We start from the raw sequence: 16,843 nt of genomic DNA on the forward strand, positions 1-16,843 counted from the left end.
CTTCAACCTTTACTCAGCTAAAGACGAGCAAAATCATTGAAAATTGCCACTGCCATAAGAGAGAAGATAATAGCTCCGCCTATGCGGAAACCCATTTCCTGTACCTTTTCTGGTACTGGGCGTCTGATTACAGCCTCAATAGCAAAAAACAATAAATGTCCGCCATCTAGCATAGGCAGCGGTACAAGGTTAATAATCCCTAAGTTCACACTGATTAATGCGAGGAACCCCAAGAAATAAACTAAGCCGTAATCGGCCGTCGTTCCGGCTCCTTTCGCGATAGAAATAGGTCCACTTAAGTTATTCAATCCCACATCACCTACTATCAGTTTCTTCAACATACTGATAGTCAGATTGATTACTTGACCTGTTTTCTCAACCGCTTTACCGACTGATTCAATTACACCAAATTGTAAGTCGAAGCGATAATTTTCTGGCCATTCTGCGACTTCAGGTGCGATTCCCGCAAAACCTATTACTTTATCACCTGATAGCTCACGACTATCTGGAATGATGGTCAGTAACAAAGTTTGACCATGGCGTTCAACGACGAGTTCAACCGGAGAGTTAGGGTGCTGCTGAATACTTGTCACCACCTGCTGCCAATCAGTGACTTCAACACCATCCACTTTGGCTAAGCGGTCGCCAATTTCTAGCCCCGCACGTGCACCTGCACCCTCAGGTGAGACACTGGTGAGTCGAGCCGTGATTTCTGGCGTATAAGGTACAAACCCTAACGCTGACATAGCAGACTCTTTCTCGGGGTCAAAGTTCCAATTACGCAGGTCAAAGTGCTTAATTTCTTCGATACCAACACCTTCAACCGGCGCAACGGTTATGGTGAGTTGATCATCGCCAATATGAGAAATCAAACCCATATTAACCGATTCCCAATCCGCAGTTTTGACGCCAGAAACCGCTTTTAGTTCCATGCCAGGTTCTAAACCTGCTTGGGCAGCAATAGAATAAGGAGTAACTTGACCAACTACAGGCTTCACAGCGGGAACACCGATCAGAAAAACCAACCAGTATGCAAAAATAGCAAAGAGGAAATTAAATGCAGGTCCAGCGGCGACAATAGCAGTGCGCTTCCACAAAGGCTTTCTGTCGAACGCATATTGCTCGTCACCTTGAGCCAAATCATCGACTCGCCCATCAAGCATCTTCACGTAGCCACCGAGTGGAATAATAGACAGACTGTATTCTGTACCGTCTTTGTCCACCTTACTCCAGATAGACTTACCGAAGCCGATAGAAAACTTTTCGACTCTTACACCACAACGGCGTGCCACCCAAAAGTGACCAAACTCATGGACTGCGACTAAGATGCCTAAAGCAACTATGAAGGAAACAAAGTTCCATAAAATACCGGTCATAGCTTACGCTCTCTTACCCAATTGGCCGCTAATTCTCTTGCCATTCTATCGACCTCGAGAATGCTTTCCAAGTCGCGACAGTGCGACTGGTTAGTATCAGCACAGACTTTGTTCAGTACTTTCTGATTAACCACTGCTATATCAGTAAACGACAACTGTCGACCAAGGAATGCGCTGACCGCAACTTCATTAGCCGCATTGACAGCGGTCGTGGCATGTTGACCTTCATAGCAGGCATCAATCGCCAGCTTCAAGCATGGGTATCGAGCGTAGTCAGGCTCTAGAAACGTTAGCTGACCAACTTTCGTAAAATCAAGAGGTGCTACACCAGCTGATACACGATCAGGGTAAGACAAAGTTAACGCAATTGGCGTCGCCATATCAGGTTCGCCCATTTGCGCTAACACAGAACCATCGCGATATTGCACCATCGAATGAATAACCGATTGAGGATGAATCAGTACTTTCAGCTGTTCGCGTGATGTATTAAACAGCCACTTAGCCTCGATATATTCCAACCCCTTATTCATCATGGTCGCTGAATCTACCGAAATTTTCGGCCCCATTGACCAGTTAGGATGAGCGATCGCCTCTTCAGGTGTAACACGGCTTAGCGTATCAATATCGCTGTAACGGAATGGGCCACCTGAACCAGTAAGCAGGATATTTGAGATACCATGCTGATTTAAATCACAGCGGCCTAAGTTGGTTTGAATCTCGCTCGGTAAACATTGGAATATTGCATTGTGCTCACTGTCAACAGGCATTAGCTCTGCGCCATGCTGCTTGACGGCATCAATAAACAGTTGCCCAGACATGACTAAGGCTTCTTTGTTGGCAAGCAGCACGCGTTTACCCGCTTTCACCGCCGCCATCGTTGGCAATAGACCAGCTGCACCAACGATCGCAGCCATAACGGTATCAACTTCATCAAAGGAAGAGACATGACACATTGCATTAACGCCTGAAAGTACTTCAGTGGCAATGTTCAGTTCTGCCAATTGCTGTTTTAGCGTCATGGCTGCACCGTCGTTTGCCATGACGGCATACTTAGGCTGCCATCTCTGGCACAATTCGCGCATTTTCGCGACGTTGTTACCCGCGGCAAGCGCGACAACAGAAAATTGTTGTGGGTTCTGTTCGATGACTTTAAACGTGCTTGCACCGATCGAACCAGTAGCACCTAAAATTGTTAGCTTACGCATAGCAATAAACCGATTGATGACTTAGGCAAGCCGAAGCTCGCCTAAAAAATGAAGTAAAGAAATGCAAAAACAGGGAATGCCGCTGTCAAGCTATCGATGCGATCCAGCACACCGCCATGGCCTGGGATAATATTACTACTATCCTTTATACCTGATACGCGCTTAAACATGCTTTCGACTAGGTCACCTAATACAGAAATCACTACCGTCACTAAAGTAATTGCAATCATGACCAGTGGACTGGAAAATTCTATATCGAACCAATCAGCTGCTAACCAGCCAATAACCACAGCAGTGATAATACCGCCGATCAGACCTTCAATGGTTTTATTCGGACTCACATGGGGAGCCATCTTGCGTTTACCCAAGCTCTTGCCGGCAAAATAGGCACCGCTATCGGCAGCCCATACGATCAAACATACATACAACACAAGCTTGGCACCATGGTACGCATCACTATCAATGCCTTCAGCGCGCAGCAGTAACACGCTCCAGAAGAAAGGTAATAGTGTCAGAATACCAAATGCGTGTCGGAGTAATGTTGAGTTTTGCCACAACGCCGAAGACTTGGGATAGGTAATCGCTAATAAGCTTGAGACAATCCACCAAACACAGCCCACTGCTAATACCATATAGTGCGGCTCTACAACTTGGTTGAGACTGATGGCATCAAACGGAATAAAGGCCATACTTAGCGCACTAACTAGTACTGCAGGAATAAGTGCCATCCAACGAGATTTCGGTTCTACAAACTGAGTCCACTCCCAATAGCCAATCAACATTACAGCAGCAATGGCTAGTGTAAACAGTGGCAGCGAGAGTTCAAAAATCCCCAAAATCACTAAAGGAGCAAGGATAAGCGCAGTTATAATTCTTTGTTTCAAACTTAGGTCCTTTATTCGCTTTCCATCAATGCCTTGATCTGTTCGCCAGTGCAACCAAAACGTCGCTCACGATTGACAAACCAAGTCACTGCTTCGATCAAGCTGTTTTCATCAAACTCGGGCCAGTATATCGGTGTAAAGTACATTTCTGCGTAGGCCATCTGCCAAAGCATGAAATTACTGATCCTACATTCACCGCTGGTCCGAATCATTAAATCAACTTCAGGTAAATCTGCCATGGTTAAGTGTTGAGTGATCAGCTCTTCGCTAATCTCATCACACGTTAGTTCACCGGCGGCAACCTTAGCTGAAATTGCTTTTGTTGCCTGCATAATATCCCACTTACCGCCATAATTCGCTGCAATGTTAATGACCATTCCTGTATTTGAGGCAGTCATTGCTTCAGCTTGAGCGATTTTCTTTTGCAAGCGGTCATTGAAACGAGAGGTTTCACCAATCACTCGTAGACGTAAGTTGTTCTTATGCAGTTTTTTCACTTCCGTTGAAAGCACTGTAATGAACAGTTCCATCAAGACGCCAACTTCTTCTTCTGGCCTTCTCCAGTTTTCACTGCTAAACGCAAAAAGAGTAATAGCCTTGATTCCGAGCTTTGCCGAAGTCGCAATGGCTTTTCGTACCGCTGCAACACCATTTTTATGGCCAAACACACGAGGTTTACCTTGTGCCTTTGCCCAACGGCCATTGCCATCCATAATGATTGCGATATGTTTTGGAAGTAAATCAGGGGAGAGTTGTGAATTATGCATAAGACGTTGATAGATAATCGGCAGGGGACAAAGAGTAGCATAAAAAAACGCTGTGCTGCGAGCACAGCGCCAATTATGCGTTAAGTTTATGGAGAATTAGACTTCCATCAACTCTTTTTCTTTTGCCGCTAGCACTTCGTCAACAAGTTTAACTGCTGCATCAGTAAGTTTTTGAATCTCTTCCTGACCTTTACGATCTTCATCTTCAGAGATTTCTTTGTCTTTAAGTAGTGCTTTTAGCTCACCGTTTGCATCACGACGGATGTTACGGATCGCAACACGACCACCTTCAGCTTCACCACGAACGATCTTAACAAGGTCTTTACGACGCTCTTCTGTTAGCGGTGGAAGTGGAACGCGAATGATAGTACCCGCAGACATTGGGTTTAAACCCAAATCAGACATCATGATTGCTTTCTCAACTTTTTGAGTCAGCTCTTTATCAAATACCGTGATTGCTAGCGTACGAGCATCTTCTGCAATAACGTTCGCTACTTGGTTAAGAGGTGTTGATGCGCCGTAGTACTCGACCGAGATACCAGATAATAGGCTTGGGTGCGCACGACCTGTGCGAACTTTAGAAAGGTTGTTCTTTAGCGCTTCAACGCTTTTTTCCATGCGCTCTTGAGCGTCTTGTTTGATTTCGTTAATCACAATATCACCTTAATGTGTAAATCTTTCTCGAAGAAAGCCTAATCGGGAGTCTTCAAAAGGCAATACCGCAGCATTAAATCTGCTGCGGCGATTGGAATTACTCTGCGTCGCTGATTAGCGTGCCTTCTGCTTCACCCATAACCACGCGACGTAGTGCGCCTGGCTTATTCATGTTGAATACGCGAATTGGCATTTTGTGGTCACGAGCTAACGTGAACGCTGCCAAATCCATCACTTTCAGTTCTTTATCAAGAACAGCATTGAATGAGAGCTTATCATACAGTTCTGCGTCTGGGTTTGCTACAGGGTCAGCACTAAATACGCCATCCACTTTTGTCGCTTTTAGAACTACGTCCGCTTCAATTTCAATACCGCGCAAACAAGCAGCAGAATCCGTCGTGAAGAATGGGTTACCAGTACCTGCTGAGAAGATAACCACGCGGCCTTGGCGAAGTTCGCGGATAGCATCAGCCCAGTTATAGTCGTCACACACACCTTTCAAAGGAATTGCTGACATTACACGAGCATTCACGTAAGCACGGTGCAGTGCATCGCGCATTGCTAGACCATTCATTACTGTTGCAAGCATACCCATGTGGTCGCCCACAACTCGGTTCATACCCGCTTCAGCTAGACCTGCGCCACGGAAAAGGTTACCACCACCGATTACCACACCCACTTGAACACCAAGTTCAACCAGCTCTTTTACTTCTTGTGCCATACGATCAAGGATCGCAGGATCGATGCCGAAACCTTCATTGCCTTGAAGAGCTTCACCACTCAGTTTTAACAGAATACGTTGATACGCTGGTTTAGGGTTCGTTGTCATGGAGTTTACCTTCCAAAAAGAGAGTTATTGATTAACAGTCATGGATAGAGGAAAGAACCTAGTGATTCGTTCTAAGTCGCTAGAGAAGACCTTGGCACTCTAGGGACTTGACACTGACATCTAGGTGTTGTTTCCCCTATTCATCACGGCTAACCGTTTACTACCGTTATCGTAAAAAGACCGCAGCCAAGGCCACGGTCTAATATTTGCACAATTCGCTAAGGATTAACCTTTTTGAGCTAGTGCTACTTCTTCAGCGAAGCTTAGGCCTTCTGCTTTCTCGATACCTTCACCAACTTCTAGGCGAACGAACGTAGAAACTGAAGCACCTTTTTCTTTCAGCATTTCGCCAACAGTTTTCTTAGGCTCCATGATGAAAGCTTGACCAGTTAGAGAAACTTCGCCAGTGAATTTCTTCATGCGGCCTTCAACCATTTTCTCTGCGATTTCTTTTGGCTTGCCTTCGTTCATAGCGATTTCTACTTGAACTTCACGCTCTTTCGCTACTACTTCAGCTGGTACGTCTTCTGGGTTCACGTATTCTGGACGTGAAGCAGCAACGTGCATTGCAACGTGCTTAAGAGTTTCCGCGTCGCCTTCACCAGCAACAACAACACCGATTTTCTCGCCGTGACGGTAAGAAGCTAGTGCAGCACCTTCAACGTATTGTACGCGACGGATGTTGATGTTTTCACCGATTTTAGCAACTAGAGCTACACGCTCTTCTTCGAACTTAGCTACTAGTTCTTCAACAGATGATTTAGCCGCTAGAGCTTCTAGAGCTACTTTTTCAGCGAATGCTGTGAAGTTACCATCTTTAGCAACGAAGTCAGTTTGGCAGTTAACTTCAAGAAGAACAGCAACACCGTTTTCTTCTTTGATGATGATTGCGCCTTCAGCCGCTACGTTACCTGCTTTCTTAGCAGCTTTAGCAGCACCTGATTTACGCATGTTTTCGATTGCTAGTTCGATGTCAGCGTTTGCTTCAACAAGCGCTTTCTTACATTCCATCATACCTGCGCCAGTACGTTCGCGCAGTTCTTTAACTAGAGCAGCAGTAACAGCCATTCTCTATTCCTCAGTTGATTCTGGATTTGGTAAAAAACAGGGGCCTACATTTTCGGCCCCTGCTGATAACTATAACTCAGTTTATGCTACAACTTGGTTGCACATAGACTAAGTGTGACTCGGAGCCGCTATTATTCAGCTTCTACGAAACCGTCTTTCTCAGCAACAGCAGCTACGTCTTTGTTACGACCTTCAGTTACTGAAGCAGCAGCAGCGTTTAGGTAAAGCTGAACTGCACGGATCGCATCGTCGTTACCTGGGATGATGTAGTCAACGCCGTCTGGGTTAGAGTTAGTATCTACTACAGCGTAAACTGGGATACCTAGGTTGTTAGCTTCTTTAATCGCAATGTGTTCGTGATCAGCATCGATTACGAATAGAGCGTCTGGTAGGCCGCCCATGTCTTTGATACCACCAAGAGATTTCTCTAGCTTCTCCATTTCACGAGTACGCATTAGAGCTTCTTTCTTAGTTAGTTTGTCAAAAGTACCGTCTTGAGCTTGAGCTTCAAGTTCTTTTAGACGCTTGATTGATTGACGAACAGTTTTGTAGTTTGTAAGCATACCGCCTAACCAGCGGTTGTTTACGTAGTACTGGTTGCTTGCGATTGCAGCTTCTTTAACAGCTTCAGATGCAGCGCGCTTAGTACCTACGAATAGAACTTTACCTTTCTTCTCGCCAACTTTAGCTAGTTCAGCTAGAGCTTCGTTGAACATTGGTACAGTTTTTTCTAGGTTGATGATGTGAACGCGGTTACGAGCACCAAAGATGAATGGCTTCATTTTTGGGTTCCAGTAACGAGTTTGGTGACCGAAGTGAACACCAGCTTTCAGCATATCGCGCATTGATACAGTTGCCATTTTAAAATCCTCTATGGGGTTAGGCCTCCACATCCCCCATAACTCCGACTAGGCTTCTGCCCAGCACCCCGGAATATGTGACGGAATGTGTGTGATTTAAAGATATAAGTTAGTCGGAAGTAATCAGTTTCGCCACCTGATAAACGTTCAGCTAGAGAGAACAGACCACATTTCCGGCGCGCTTTATACCATATTTTTGCCTATCATGGCTAGTAAAAAAACGATTGTTAGGGATGAGAGTGCACTATTTTCATTCCCACACGTACTATCGAAAGATGAAGAATAATTCTCATTATGTTGTGTTCCTGATAGAATGCGCCGATTCGCACTCACTTGTGCACAAGAACAAATAGAGAAAGCCGATGTCAATCAAGATTAAAACAGCTGAAGAAATCGAACGTATGCGACTAGCGGGCGCGTTGGCCGCTGAAATCCTAGAAATGATCGAACCGCACATCAAAGAAGGTGTGACAACAGATGAGCTAAACCAAATCTGTCACGATTACGGGATTGAAAAAGGCGCATATTCTGCACCTCTTGATTACCATGGATTCCCTAAATCAATCTGTACGTCCATCAACCACATTGTATGTCACGGTATTCCAGCTTCAGCAGACGAAGTAGGCAGCAATGGGCAACTGAAACCTGCTGTGCTCAAAAATGGCGACATCATTAACGTTGATATTACCGTGATCATCCCTAACGATGCTGACGCTGATTTGTCTGTCCGCCCAGAGGGTTACCATGGTGATACATCGAAGATGTTCTTTGTCGGCGAAGTATCTCCTGCTGACAAACGTCTATGTATGGTCACCCAAGAAGCGCTATACATTGGTATGCGTCAAGTAAAACCAGGCGCAACCGTTGGTGATATTGGTACGGCAATTGAGAAATACATCAAGACTAACAACAAGAACAATCCACGCAATAAGTTCTCTATTGTTAAAGATTTCTGTGGTCACGGTATTGGTAACGAGTTCCACGAAGAGCCTCAAATCGTTCACTACAAAAATAACGACCGCCGAGTACTAAAAGAAGGCATGTGTTTTACCATTGAACCAATGATTAACGAAGGTAAGTTTGGCGTGACTGTTGATGCCGAAGATGATTGGACGGTTTACACTGGTGATGGTAAGAAGTCAGCCCAGTATGAACACACCATCTTGGTGACGAAAAACGGCTGTGAAGTGTTAACGCTGCGTAGCGATGACACCATCCCTCGCCTAATGAACAACGCATAATCACCGCAAGTTCCTCAAATATCCCCGCCCTGTCGGGGATATTTTTTTATCCTTATAAGTCTGATAGATTGGTCATCAGGACTGTTTTGCATGGATTCGCTGTATGCCGTTTCAATCACCACTCACTTTTGACGATCAACAGCTCACAATTGCTGAGTTAAAAAACCAGCTAGAAAAATTTGCTGATTACCAGAAACAAGAGTTTCTTGCCCATCACCCAGTGACCGACTTGGTATTAGGTCGAGCTGAATATATCGACCTACTTCTCAACCGTTTGTGGCAACATTTTGGCTTTACCGCCTTACCTAATATTAGCCTTGTCGCTGTTGGCGGTTATGGTCGAGGTGAACTACACCCACTGTCAGACATCGATATCCTGGTTGTATCGCGTAAGGCATTGCCTGATGCACTTGCCAGCAAAGTGAGTGAGTTCATTACCCTACTTTGGGATTTACGTTTAGAAGTCGGCCACGCGGTACGTAGTGTCGAAGAGTGTGCTGCCATAGGACGTGAAGACCTCACGGTGGCGACGAACTTACAAGAGGCTCGTTTGCTGTGTGGTTGCGAAGATACCTTTCACCAGCTAAAAATGGTGATTCATTCAGAATCATTTTGGCCAAGTGAGATTTTCTACAAGGCCAAGGTTCAAGAGCAGCGCGACCGACATGCTCGCTACCACGATACGACTTACAATCTAGAGCCGGATATTAAGTCTACGCCAGGTGGTTTACGTGATATACACACTCTGAGTTGGGTCGCACGTCGTCACTTTGGTGCAACATCGCTACTCGAAATGAGTCGCTATGGATTTCTAACCGATGCCGAGTACCGAGAACTGGTCGAGTGTCAGGATTTTCTATGGCGCGTTCGCTTCGCGTTGCACATTGAGTTAAAACGCTATGATAACCGCCTCACCTTTGCTCATCAGCCTCAGGTGGCTGAAAGCCTTGGATATACTGGGGAAGGAAATCGAGGCGTTGAGATGATGATGAAAGAGTTCTATCGTACGCTTCGCCGCGTAGCAGAACTCAATAAAATGCTGCTAAAACTCTTCGATCAAGCGATCCTCGACAACGGTATCGAAGATAAGCCAGAAGTTCTCAGCGAGGATTTTCAGCGTCGCGGTCATCTTATTGAAGCGCGTAAACCTGCGTTATTTCAGGCGCGTCCTGAAACTATCTTAGATATGTTCCTGCATATCGCGAATGATTCAACCATTGAAGGTGTCTCGCCACCGACCATGCGCCAACTAAGAACCGCTCGTCGACGCCTGAATAAATTTTTACACACCATTCCAGAAGCTCGTGAAAAGTTCTTAGAGCTTTGTCGTCATCCAAATGCACTGCACAAAGCCTTCAGTCTGATGCACAAACTTGGAGTACTAGCGGCCTATCTGCCTCAATGGAGCCAAATCGTCGGCCAGATGCAGTTTGATTTGTTTCATGTCTATACCGTTGATGAACACAGCGTGCGACTCCTAAAACATATCAACACCTTCGGCTACGCTAAAAACCACGATAAACACCCTATCTGCTGCGAAGTCTATCCGAGAATTCAGAAAAAAGAGTTATTGATCATCGCAGCCATTTTCCATGACATAGGCAAAGGTCGTGGGGGAGATCACTCGGTTATTGGTGAAGGTGAAGCGTACGATTTTTGTATCGAACACGGTTTATCTAAGCCTGAAGCAAAGCTAGTTTCTTGGTTAGTTAGAAACCATCTACTGATGTCTGTGACCGCTCAGCGCCGTGATATCTATGATCCGGAGGTGATTACTGAGTTTGCGAAACAAGTTCGCGATGAAGAGTATTTAGAGTATCTGGTTTGTCTCACGGTCGCGGATATTTGTGCCACCAACCCAGAATTATGGAACAGCTGGAAGCGTACCTTGCTTGCGGAGCTTTTTTACTCAACGCAACGAGCACTGCGCCGCGGCTTGGAAAACCCTGTCGATGTCAGGGAACGTATTCGTCACAACCAACAATTAGCCTCGGCTTTGCTGCGCAAAGAAGGGTTTAGTGCCCGAGAAATTGAAGTATTGTGGCAGCGCTTTAAGGCAGATTATTTTTTACGCCATACACACAAACAGATCGCTTGGCACTGTATGCACTTACTTCGCCATGAAGACCATACCAAGCCACTGATCCTGATGTCTAAAAAAGCCACTCGCGGTGGTACAGAAGTGTTTGTCTATAGTAAAGACCAGCATGCGCTTTTCGCCACTGTGGTCGCAGAACTTGACCGACGTAACTTCAACGTTCATGACGCGCAAGTCATGACCAGCAAGGATGGTTACGTACTCGATACCTTTATGGTTCTAGATCAGCATGGTGAAGTGATTGACGAAAGCCGCCATAAAGCAGTGATTAAACATCTGGCACACGTACTTGAAGATGGTAGACCAACCAAAATCAAGACACGCCGGATTCCGCGTAACCTGCAACATTTTCAGGTCAAGACGACGGTCGATTTCCTACCGACAAAGAGCAAAAAGCGTACCTTACTCGAGTTTGTTGCTCTGGATACTCCTGGATTGCTGGCAACGGTAGGGGCAACCTTTGCCGATTTGGGGATTGATCTGCACGCTGCGAAGATCACAACCATTGGCGAGCGTGCCGAAGACTTGTTCATCATTACTAGCCAAAATGGTGGCAAATTAACAGAGGAAGAACAGCAAGAATTGCGCGAAAACTTGATTAAAAACATCGCTGAACTGGCACCGTAAGCGATCTCGACCACAAGTTATTAACTTGGTTAAAAAAGCGCTGTCTACCACGAATATTGACTGCTACATTAATAGTGAATTGTTTAATCCCTACTCGCTTTGAGTAGGGATCGTCACTGCAACACAATAGAGGTAGCCTATGTATCCACACCTCACTGGTTTAGGTATTCACGATCCTAAACAAATTGAGCGCTATTCCCTTCGTCAAGAAGCGCACAAGGATGTGTTAAAAATCTATTTTCACAAACAAAAAGGTGAGTTGTTTGCGAAAAGCGTCAAGTTCAAATACCCACGACAAGTCAAAAACGTTTTGGTTGATAGCGGAAGCCATCAATACAAAGAAGTGACTGAAATAAACCGCAACTTGACTCTAGTTATTGATGAGCTGAATAAGTTGACCAAGCCGGTTAGCAGCAATGAAGTCGACGTAAAACAGAAGATTCTTACCGACTTACGCCACTTAGAGAAAGTGGTCTCAAGTAAGATTGCAGAGATCGAAGCGGATTTAGAGAAGCTGAAATAGAAGCGAGATAGTTCTCAAGGGTTGACAGTGCATGCCAACCCTTTTCTTTTAAATTCAGATAATTAAACTTAAGTATCAGCAAGCGCTGCCTGCAACTTTCGACTCACTCATCACAAGCTCCTCTCGAAGGACGAAGTCCGTTCTAAAATCTCGTAGGGCTAAGCTCGATCTCTATTCTCGTAGCGAAGCGTTCTAAACTTTAAACAAGCCAACCCGCATATTTGCCAACCAGATAAAGCGCCACACCCGCCATCACACCAGCGACAATATCATCCAGCATAATACCTAACCCGCCATGTACTCGCTTATCCAACCAGCCGATAGGCCATGGTTTTACCATGTCGAAGAATCGGAACAGAACAAAGCCCGTTAACAGCCATTTCCAGTCATATGCCGACAGGTTTAGTACTGGGACCACTAACATGGTAATCCAAAAGCCAGCAAACTCATCCCATACAATTGAGCCATGATCATGAACCCCCATATCATCCGAGGTGACTTGGCAAATTTTTACACCGACGATGCAAGCAACGACGAGTGCAACAAGATACAAAGGCAGAGGTAATTGCACCAGCAGCAAATAGAAGGGGATCGCTGCTAGCGTACCCATCGTACCCGGCACGATGGGCGATAGACCACTACCGAAACCAGTCGCAAGTAGGTGCCATGGATTTTTTAATGAGATAAGAGAAAGAGGATTTGTCATAACTGATTATATCTTACTTAAAGTGATCGTAGCCGCTTAGGTGCCAGTCAATTGGTTGCCCATTACTGTGCAGTTCAAAGGTTCCCTGAGGACGAATCTGGCCGATACATGTTAACTTAGCGCCACAATGTGCGAGTGCACTTTCAATCGATCCCTTGTTCTGCTCAGGGACGGTAAAGCACAGTTCATACTCTTCACCACTTGATAACGCATATTGCAGAGCAAGCTCTGCACTGCCTACAAACTGAGTAAGTTCATTAGAAACAGGAAGTTGTGCTACGTCAAGGCTTACCCCAACGTGTGAGCGATTCAATATATGCTTGATATCAGAAATCAGTCCGTCAGAAATATCGATAGCGGAACTAGCCAAATTGAGTAGTGCTTGCCCCACCAGCACTCTTGGTGTTGCTAGGTAATGACGCTGCTCCAGTTGCTCGGCAAAAGGCTTACGACGCAAACTGTTATCAAGCACCACATCTAAGCCTGCTTTGCTGTCACCGAGCACCCCGGTAACGTAGACCCAATCGCCAACCTGAGCACCATCTCGACGTAATGCTTTATCTGCATCCACTAAACCCTGCACGGTTAAAGTGATACTTAAAGGCCCTTTAGTGGTATCACCACCAATTAACTGGATTCCGTAGTAATCCGCCAACTCAAAGAATGCATCACAGAAGGGCGCCAGCCATAACTCATCTGGACTCGGCATAGTTAACGCAAGTGATACCCAACTCGGGGTCGCCCCCATTGCGGCAAGATCACTAATATTGGACGCTAATGCCTTGTGCGCAACCCAGCTAGGGTTTGCATCAGCGAGGAAGTGTGTCCCTGCAACTAAAGTATCGGTACTGATCGCCACAGAAAGGTTCTCTGGTACTTTTACCAATGCACAATCGTCACCAGCGGCAAGCACAACGTCTTTCCGTTGCTTCTGACGATTAACAAAATATTTTTCAATCAGATTAAATTCACCAGACATACTATGACCGTTAAATTATTGAATGTTTGGACATAAAAAAGGTCAGCATTTGCTGACCTTTAGATAATCAAAACCGATTATTTCTTACGTACATGAGGTGCCGCTTTATCTAGCACACCATTGACGAATTTGTGGCTATCTTCCGCCGCGAACACTTTTGCAAGTTCAATCGCTTCGTTAATGACCACTTTGTAAGGCACGTCTTCACGACGTGTCATTTCATACATTGCTAAACGAAGAAGCGCTAGCTCCATCATATCCAAATCTTGCATTGGACGAGCAGTGTATGGACGAATCTTACTATCTAGCTCTGTGTGACTTAGCACAACACCTGTTAGTAGGTCACGGAAGTATGCGACATCTGTATCCGGAGTAGATAGTGCAGGTTCTGATGCATGATGTTCTTCTTCATCATACTTGCCACCTGACAAAAACTGCTCCTCAATCGTAGCAACATTTTCTTTAGTAATTTGCCAAGAGTAGATCGCTTGTAGAGCGAATCGACGTGCATTACGACGTGCGGCTGGTTTCACACTGGCCCCCATTAGGAATCGATTTCTGAAAGAACGTTAATCATCTCAAGTGCGCTTAGTGCAGCCTCTGCACCTTTATTACCAGCCTTGGTTCCTGCGCGCTCAATTGCTTGGTCAATTGTATCAACAGTCAGTACACCAAATGCGACTGGAAGACTGTATTCCAGAGACACCTGCGCAAGACCCTTGTTACATTCACTACAAACATAGTCAAAGTGTGGTGTACCACCGCGAATAACTGTACCTAGTGATACGATCGCATCGTACTTACCGGTTTTAGCTACGCGCTGAGCAACAAGTGGAAGCTCTACTGCACCAGGACAGCGAACGATAGTGATATTATCTTCGCTTACTTGACCGTGACGCTTTAAAGTATCGATTGCACCAGACAATAGACTTTCGTTAATAAAACTGTTGAAACGAGAAATAACGATAGCAATTTTTGCGTTTGGCGCTGGGAAGCCACCCTCGATCACTTTCATAAGCCTTCCTTTAACTATGTTCATCAAGTGAGAATCGCCGGATTCTAGCACAAATCTGTGAGCAATATCTAATAGAAATTTAACAGAACTCGTACCCAGCAGCTAAAGCATTTGGCTAGTACAAGTTTTAGGCCTTGCACTAACGACAAGGCCTGATTGAGTAGGTAGAACAAGGTCAGTGACCAAGATTACTCACATACATATTCAACGACGTTCAGGCCAAAACCGCCAAGCGCATGGTACTTTTTGTTGGTTGATGACAATAGACGCATATCATGTACGCCAAGATCCGCAAGAATCTGCGATCCCACCCCCACGCGGCGAGAGGTACCTTGTTTTTTCGCTAATGTTGGTGCTTGACCTTTGTCCTGTGCTTCGAACATTTTAACGCGGTGGATCAACAGTTCCGTTGACTCCTCGTTACCAAGAATAACCAAAACACCGCCCTGTTCACCGATACGTTTCATGGCCGCATCAAGCGTCCAACTGCGCTCAGCATTTCTATCGCTATGCAGTAAGTCAGTAAAAGTATCTTGCAAATGAACACGGACTAACGGTGCATCTGCGGTTAACTCACCTTTGCAAAGTGCATAGTGGATTTGGTTGTCTATGGTGTCACGGTAAGTCACTAAGTTAAATTCACCAAACTCGGTAGGCAATTGACATTCAGCGACACGCTCAATGGTCGTTTCCGTGTTATTGCGGTATTCAATCAGATCCGCAATCGTACCCAGTTTAAGGCCATGCTTTTCAGCAAAAACTTCCAAGTCAGGACGGCGTGCCATAGTGCCATCGTCATTGAGAATCTCGACAATCACACCCGCTGGCTCTAGCCCAGCAAGACGAGCTAAATCACAACCTGCTTCTGTATGCCCGGCACGTGTTAAAACTCCGCCTTCTTGCGCCGCTAAAGGAAAGATGTGGCCTGGCTGAACAAGATCTGCGGCTTTGGCATCTTTCGCAACTGCCGCCTGAACTGTACGCGCGCGGTCTGCGGCAGAAATACCAGTCGTTACGCCTTCCGCAGCTTCGATTGAAACCGTAAAGTTGGTGGTGTACTGAGCATTGTTGTCTTGAACCATAGGAGGCAAACCAAGACGCTCACAACGCGCTTTAGTCATGGTTAAGCAGATCAAGCCACGACCGTGAGTCGCCATGAAGTTAATCGCTTCTGGAGTCACATGCTCAGCAGCCATGATTAAATCGCCTTCATTCTCACGATCTTCGTCATCCATCAGGATAACCATTTTACCTAAACGAATATCATCAATAATTTCTTGTGGCGTACTAATTGGCATCTTTATATTCCTATCTTGGCTTCTAGCGGCTAATTAAATCGGTCAGACCATTGCCTAACCTAGGCAAATCCATTTTGCTGTAAAAATTCCATGGTGATGCTGGATTGTGTTTGTTGCTCTTCTCGACTGGTCAGTAAACGTTCCATATAGCGAGCAAGTACATCAACTTCGAGGTTCACTTTTCGACCCACATGGAAATCGGCAATTGTCGTCTCTTCACCCGTATGCGGAACTATGGTGAGTTTGAACGCGTTCTTGCGTAGAGCGTTCACTGTCAAGCTGATACCATCAACCGTAATCGAACCTTTTTCCGCAACGTATTTCGACAGCTCCTCTGGCATTGATACCCAGAATTCAATCGCACGCCCTATCATATTTCTTTCAACGATTTGGCCGACTCCATCAACATGCCCAGAGACAATGTGCCCGCCAAACCGGGTCGTTGGTAACATCGCCTTTTCTAAGTTAACTTTGTCACCCGCTTGGTAATCAGTAAATCCTGTTTTATCAAGGGTTTCTAGTGACAAGTCTGCGGTATAACTGGTGGAAGTAAAGGCGACGACCGTTAAGCAGACACCATTGGTGGCAATACTATCGCCAAGCTTGACATCACTCATATCAAGCTTGCCAACATCAACCGTCACACTAATGTCTTCGCCCTTTGGCGTGATTGCAGTCAAGGTACCGACTGCTTCTACAATACCTGTAAACAT

The 16,843-nt window shown here is 45.6% G+C and carries 17 protein-coding genes; 3 read left to right on the forward strand and 14 right to left on the reverse strand.

The genetic code is table 11. The annotated features are described in order from the left end of the window. Positions 1 to 17: 17 nt before the first annotated feature. The 8 genes from rseP to rpsB all read right to left on the reverse strand — a co-directional run bounded on the left by rseP (position 18) and on the right by rpsB (position 7,643). Positions 18 to 1,376, reverse strand: coding sequence for a sigma E protease regulator RseP (gene rseP, locus ACQEXR_RS08840; protein WP_427020146.1), 1,359 nt, complete (start codon positions 1,374 to 1,376; stop codon positions 18 to 20). After that, positions 1,373 to 2,581: a 1-deoxy-D-xylulose-5-phosphate reductoisomerase gene (gene ispC, locus ACQEXR_RS08845; protein ID WP_426952224.1), complete on the reverse strand. Its 1,209-nt coding sequence runs from the start codon at positions 2,579 to 2,581 to the stop codon at positions 1,373 to 1,375. Before ispC ends, rseP begins: the two co-directional genes overlap by 4 nt. Before the next feature lie 41 nt (positions 2,582 to 2,622). Beyond that, positions 2,623 to 3,465, reverse strand: a complete 843-nt coding sequence (locus tag ACQEXR_RS08850; RefSeq protein WP_138973454.1) for a phosphatidate cytidylyltransferase — start codon at positions 3,463 to 3,465, stop codon at positions 2,623 to 2,625. 11 nt (positions 3,466 to 3,476) lie between these two features. Continuing rightward, complete coding sequence (locus ACQEXR_RS08855) at positions 3,477 to 4,232, reverse strand: isoprenyl transferase (RefSeq protein ID WP_138973455.1); 756 nt, start codon at positions 4,230 to 4,232, stop codon at positions 3,477 to 3,479. Positions 4,233 to 4,328: 96 nt separating this feature from the next. After that, positions 4,329 to 4,886 carry a ribosome recycling factor gene (gene frr, locus ACQEXR_RS08860; protein WP_138973456.1) on the reverse strand — a complete coding sequence of 186 codons (558 nt, stop codon included), beginning with the start codon at positions 4,884 to 4,886 and terminating at the stop codon, positions 4,329 to 4,331. A gap of 97 nt (positions 4,887 to 4,983) precedes the next feature. After that, positions 4,984 to 5,715 (reverse strand): UMP kinase, encoded by a 732-nt coding sequence (gene pyrH / locus ACQEXR_RS08865; protein ID WP_138973457.1) that lies wholly within the window; start codon positions 5,713 to 5,715, stop codon positions 4,984 to 4,986. A 225-nt stretch (positions 5,716 to 5,940) separates the two neighbouring features. Then, complete coding sequence (tsf, locus tag ACQEXR_RS08870) at positions 5,941 to 6,783, reverse strand: translation elongation factor Ts (protein WP_269376689.1); 843 nt, start codon at positions 6,781 to 6,783, stop codon at positions 5,941 to 5,943. Positions 6,784 to 6,914: 131 nt separating this feature from the next. After that, positions 6,915 to 7,643 (reverse strand): 30S ribosomal protein S2, encoded by a 729-nt coding sequence (gene rpsB, locus ACQEXR_RS08875; protein WP_269376688.1) that lies wholly within the window; start codon positions 7,641 to 7,643, stop codon positions 6,915 to 6,917. 362 nt (positions 7,644 to 8,005) lie between these two features. Here rpsB and map point away from each other — a divergent pair, with 362 nt between their 5' ends. From map to ACQEXR_RS08890, 3 genes are all read left to right on the forward strand, one after another. Then, a complete protein-coding gene (map, locus tag ACQEXR_RS08880; RefSeq protein ID WP_138973459.1) occupies positions 8,006 to 8,884 on the forward strand; it encodes a type I methionyl aminopeptidase in 879 nt (292 codons plus the stop codon). A 103-nt stretch (positions 8,885 to 8,987) separates the two neighbouring features. After that, positions 8,988 to 11,609, forward strand: coding sequence for a bifunctional uridylyltransferase/uridylyl-removing protein GlnD (gene glnD / locus ACQEXR_RS08885; RefSeq protein WP_331416122.1), 2,622 nt, complete (start codon positions 8,988 to 8,990; stop codon positions 11,607 to 11,609). A gap of 139 nt (positions 11,610 to 11,748) precedes the next feature. Further along, positions 11,749 to 12,132 carry a DUF3461 family protein gene (locus tag ACQEXR_RS08890; RefSeq protein WP_138973461.1) on the forward strand — a complete coding sequence of 128 codons (384 nt, stop codon included), beginning with the start codon at positions 11,749 to 11,751 and terminating at the stop codon, positions 12,130 to 12,132. Between the two features lie 199 nt (positions 12,133 to 12,331). Here the strand turns inward: ACQEXR_RS08890 and pgpA are convergent, their stop codons facing one another. The 6 genes from pgpA to ACQEXR_RS08920 all read right to left on the reverse strand — a co-directional run bounded on the left by pgpA (position 12,332) and on the right by ACQEXR_RS08920 (position 16,843). Beyond that, positions 12,332 to 12,838 carry a phosphatidylglycerophosphatase A gene (gene pgpA, locus ACQEXR_RS08895; protein ID WP_331416124.1) on the reverse strand — a complete coding sequence of 169 codons (507 nt, stop codon included), beginning with the start codon at positions 12,836 to 12,838 and terminating at the stop codon, positions 12,332 to 12,334. 13 nt (positions 12,839 to 12,851) lie between these two features. Beyond that, positions 12,852 to 13,817 (reverse strand): thiamine-phosphate kinase, encoded by a 966-nt coding sequence (gene thiL, locus ACQEXR_RS08900; protein ID WP_427020147.1) that lies wholly within the window; start codon positions 13,815 to 13,817, stop codon positions 12,852 to 12,854. Positions 13,818 to 13,894: 77 nt separating this feature from the next. Then, positions 13,895 to 14,362, reverse strand: a complete 468-nt coding sequence (gene nusB, locus ACQEXR_RS08905; RefSeq protein WP_138973464.1) for a transcription antitermination factor NusB — start codon at positions 14,360 to 14,362, stop codon at positions 13,895 to 13,897. Further along, positions 14,362 to 14,832 carry a 6,7-dimethyl-8-ribityllumazine synthase gene (gene ribH, locus ACQEXR_RS08910; protein ID WP_078534915.1) on the reverse strand — a complete coding sequence of 157 codons (471 nt, stop codon included), beginning with the start codon at positions 14,830 to 14,832 and terminating at the stop codon, positions 14,362 to 14,364. Before ribH ends, nusB begins: the two co-directional genes overlap by 1 nt. Positions 14,833 to 15,020: 188 nt before the next feature. Beyond that, positions 15,021 to 16,130, reverse strand: coding sequence for a bifunctional 3,4-dihydroxy-2-butanone-4-phosphate synthase/GTP cyclohydrolase II (gene ribBA, locus ACQEXR_RS08915; protein ID WP_331416126.1), 1,110 nt, complete (start codon positions 16,128 to 16,130; stop codon positions 15,021 to 15,023). A gap of 59 nt (positions 16,131 to 16,189) precedes the next feature. Next, on the reverse strand, positions 16,190 to 16,843 hold the full coding sequence (locus ACQEXR_RS08920; RefSeq protein WP_138973466.1) for a riboflavin synthase: 654 nt from the start codon (positions 16,841 to 16,843) through the stop codon (positions 16,190 to 16,192).

This window comes from Vibrio sp. TRT 2004, assembly GCF_050113735.1.
Taxonomy (GTDB): domain Bacteria; phylum Pseudomonadota; class Gammaproteobacteria; order Enterobacterales; family Vibrionaceae; genus Vibrio.

What these genes read in the sequence shown, in the direction of transcription:
- ACQEXR_RS08890 (WP_138973461.1), top strand. Translation starts at nt 11,749, where the DNA reads ATGTATCCACACCTCACTGGTTTAGGTATTCACGATCCTAAACAAATT.
- ACQEXR_RS08920 (WP_138973466.1), bottom strand. Translation starts at nt 16,843, where the DNA reads ATGTTTACAGGTATTGTAGAAGCAGTCGGTACCTTGACTGCAATCACG.
- ribH (WP_078534915.1), bottom strand. Translation starts at nt 14,832, where the DNA reads ATGAAAGTGATCGAGGGTGGCTTCCCAGCGCCAAACGCAAAAATTGCT.
- map (WP_138973459.1), top strand. Translation starts at nt 8,006, where the DNA reads ATGTCAATCAAGATTAAAACAGCTGAAGAAATCGAACGTATGCGACTA.
- rseP (WP_427020146.1), bottom strand. Translation starts at nt 1,376, where the DNA reads ATGACCGGTATTTTATGGAACTTTGTTTCCTTCATAGTTGCTTTAGGC.
- ribBA (WP_331416126.1), bottom strand. Translation starts at nt 16,130, where the DNA reads ATGCCAATTAGTACGCCACAAGAAATTATTGATGATATTCGTTTAGGT.
- rpsB (WP_269376688.1), bottom strand. Translation starts at nt 7,643, where the DNA reads ATGGCAACTGTATCAATGCGCGATATGCTGAAAGCTGGTGTTCACTTC.
- pgpA (WP_331416124.1), bottom strand. Translation starts at nt 12,838, where the DNA reads ATGACAAATCCTCTTTCTCTTATCTCATTAAAAAATCCATGGCACCTA.
- glnD (WP_331416122.1), top strand. Translation starts at nt 8,988, where the DNA reads ATGCCGTTTCAATCACCACTCACTTTTGACGATCAACAGCTCACAATT.
- nusB (WP_138973464.1), bottom strand. Translation starts at nt 14,362, where the DNA reads ATGGGGGCCAGTGTGAAACCAGCCGCACGTCGTAATGCACGTCGATTC.
- ACQEXR_RS08855 (WP_138973455.1), bottom strand. Translation starts at nt 4,232, where the DNA reads ATGCATAATTCACAACTCTCCCCTGATTTACTTCCAAAACATATCGCA.
- thiL (WP_427020147.1), bottom strand. Translation starts at nt 13,817, where the DNA reads ATGTCTGGTGAATTTAATCTGATTGAAAAATATTTTGTTAATCGTCAG.
- pyrH (WP_138973457.1), bottom strand. Translation starts at nt 5,715, where the DNA reads ATGACAACGAACCCTAAACCAGCGTATCAACGTATTCTGTTAAAACTG.
- ispC (WP_426952224.1), bottom strand. Translation starts at nt 2,581, where the DNA reads ATGCGTAAGCTAACAATTTTAGGTGCTACTGGTTCGATCGGTGCAAGC.
- tsf (WP_269376689.1), bottom strand. Translation starts at nt 6,783, where the DNA reads ATGGCTGTTACTGCTGCTCTAGTTAAAGAACTGCGCGAACGTACTGGC.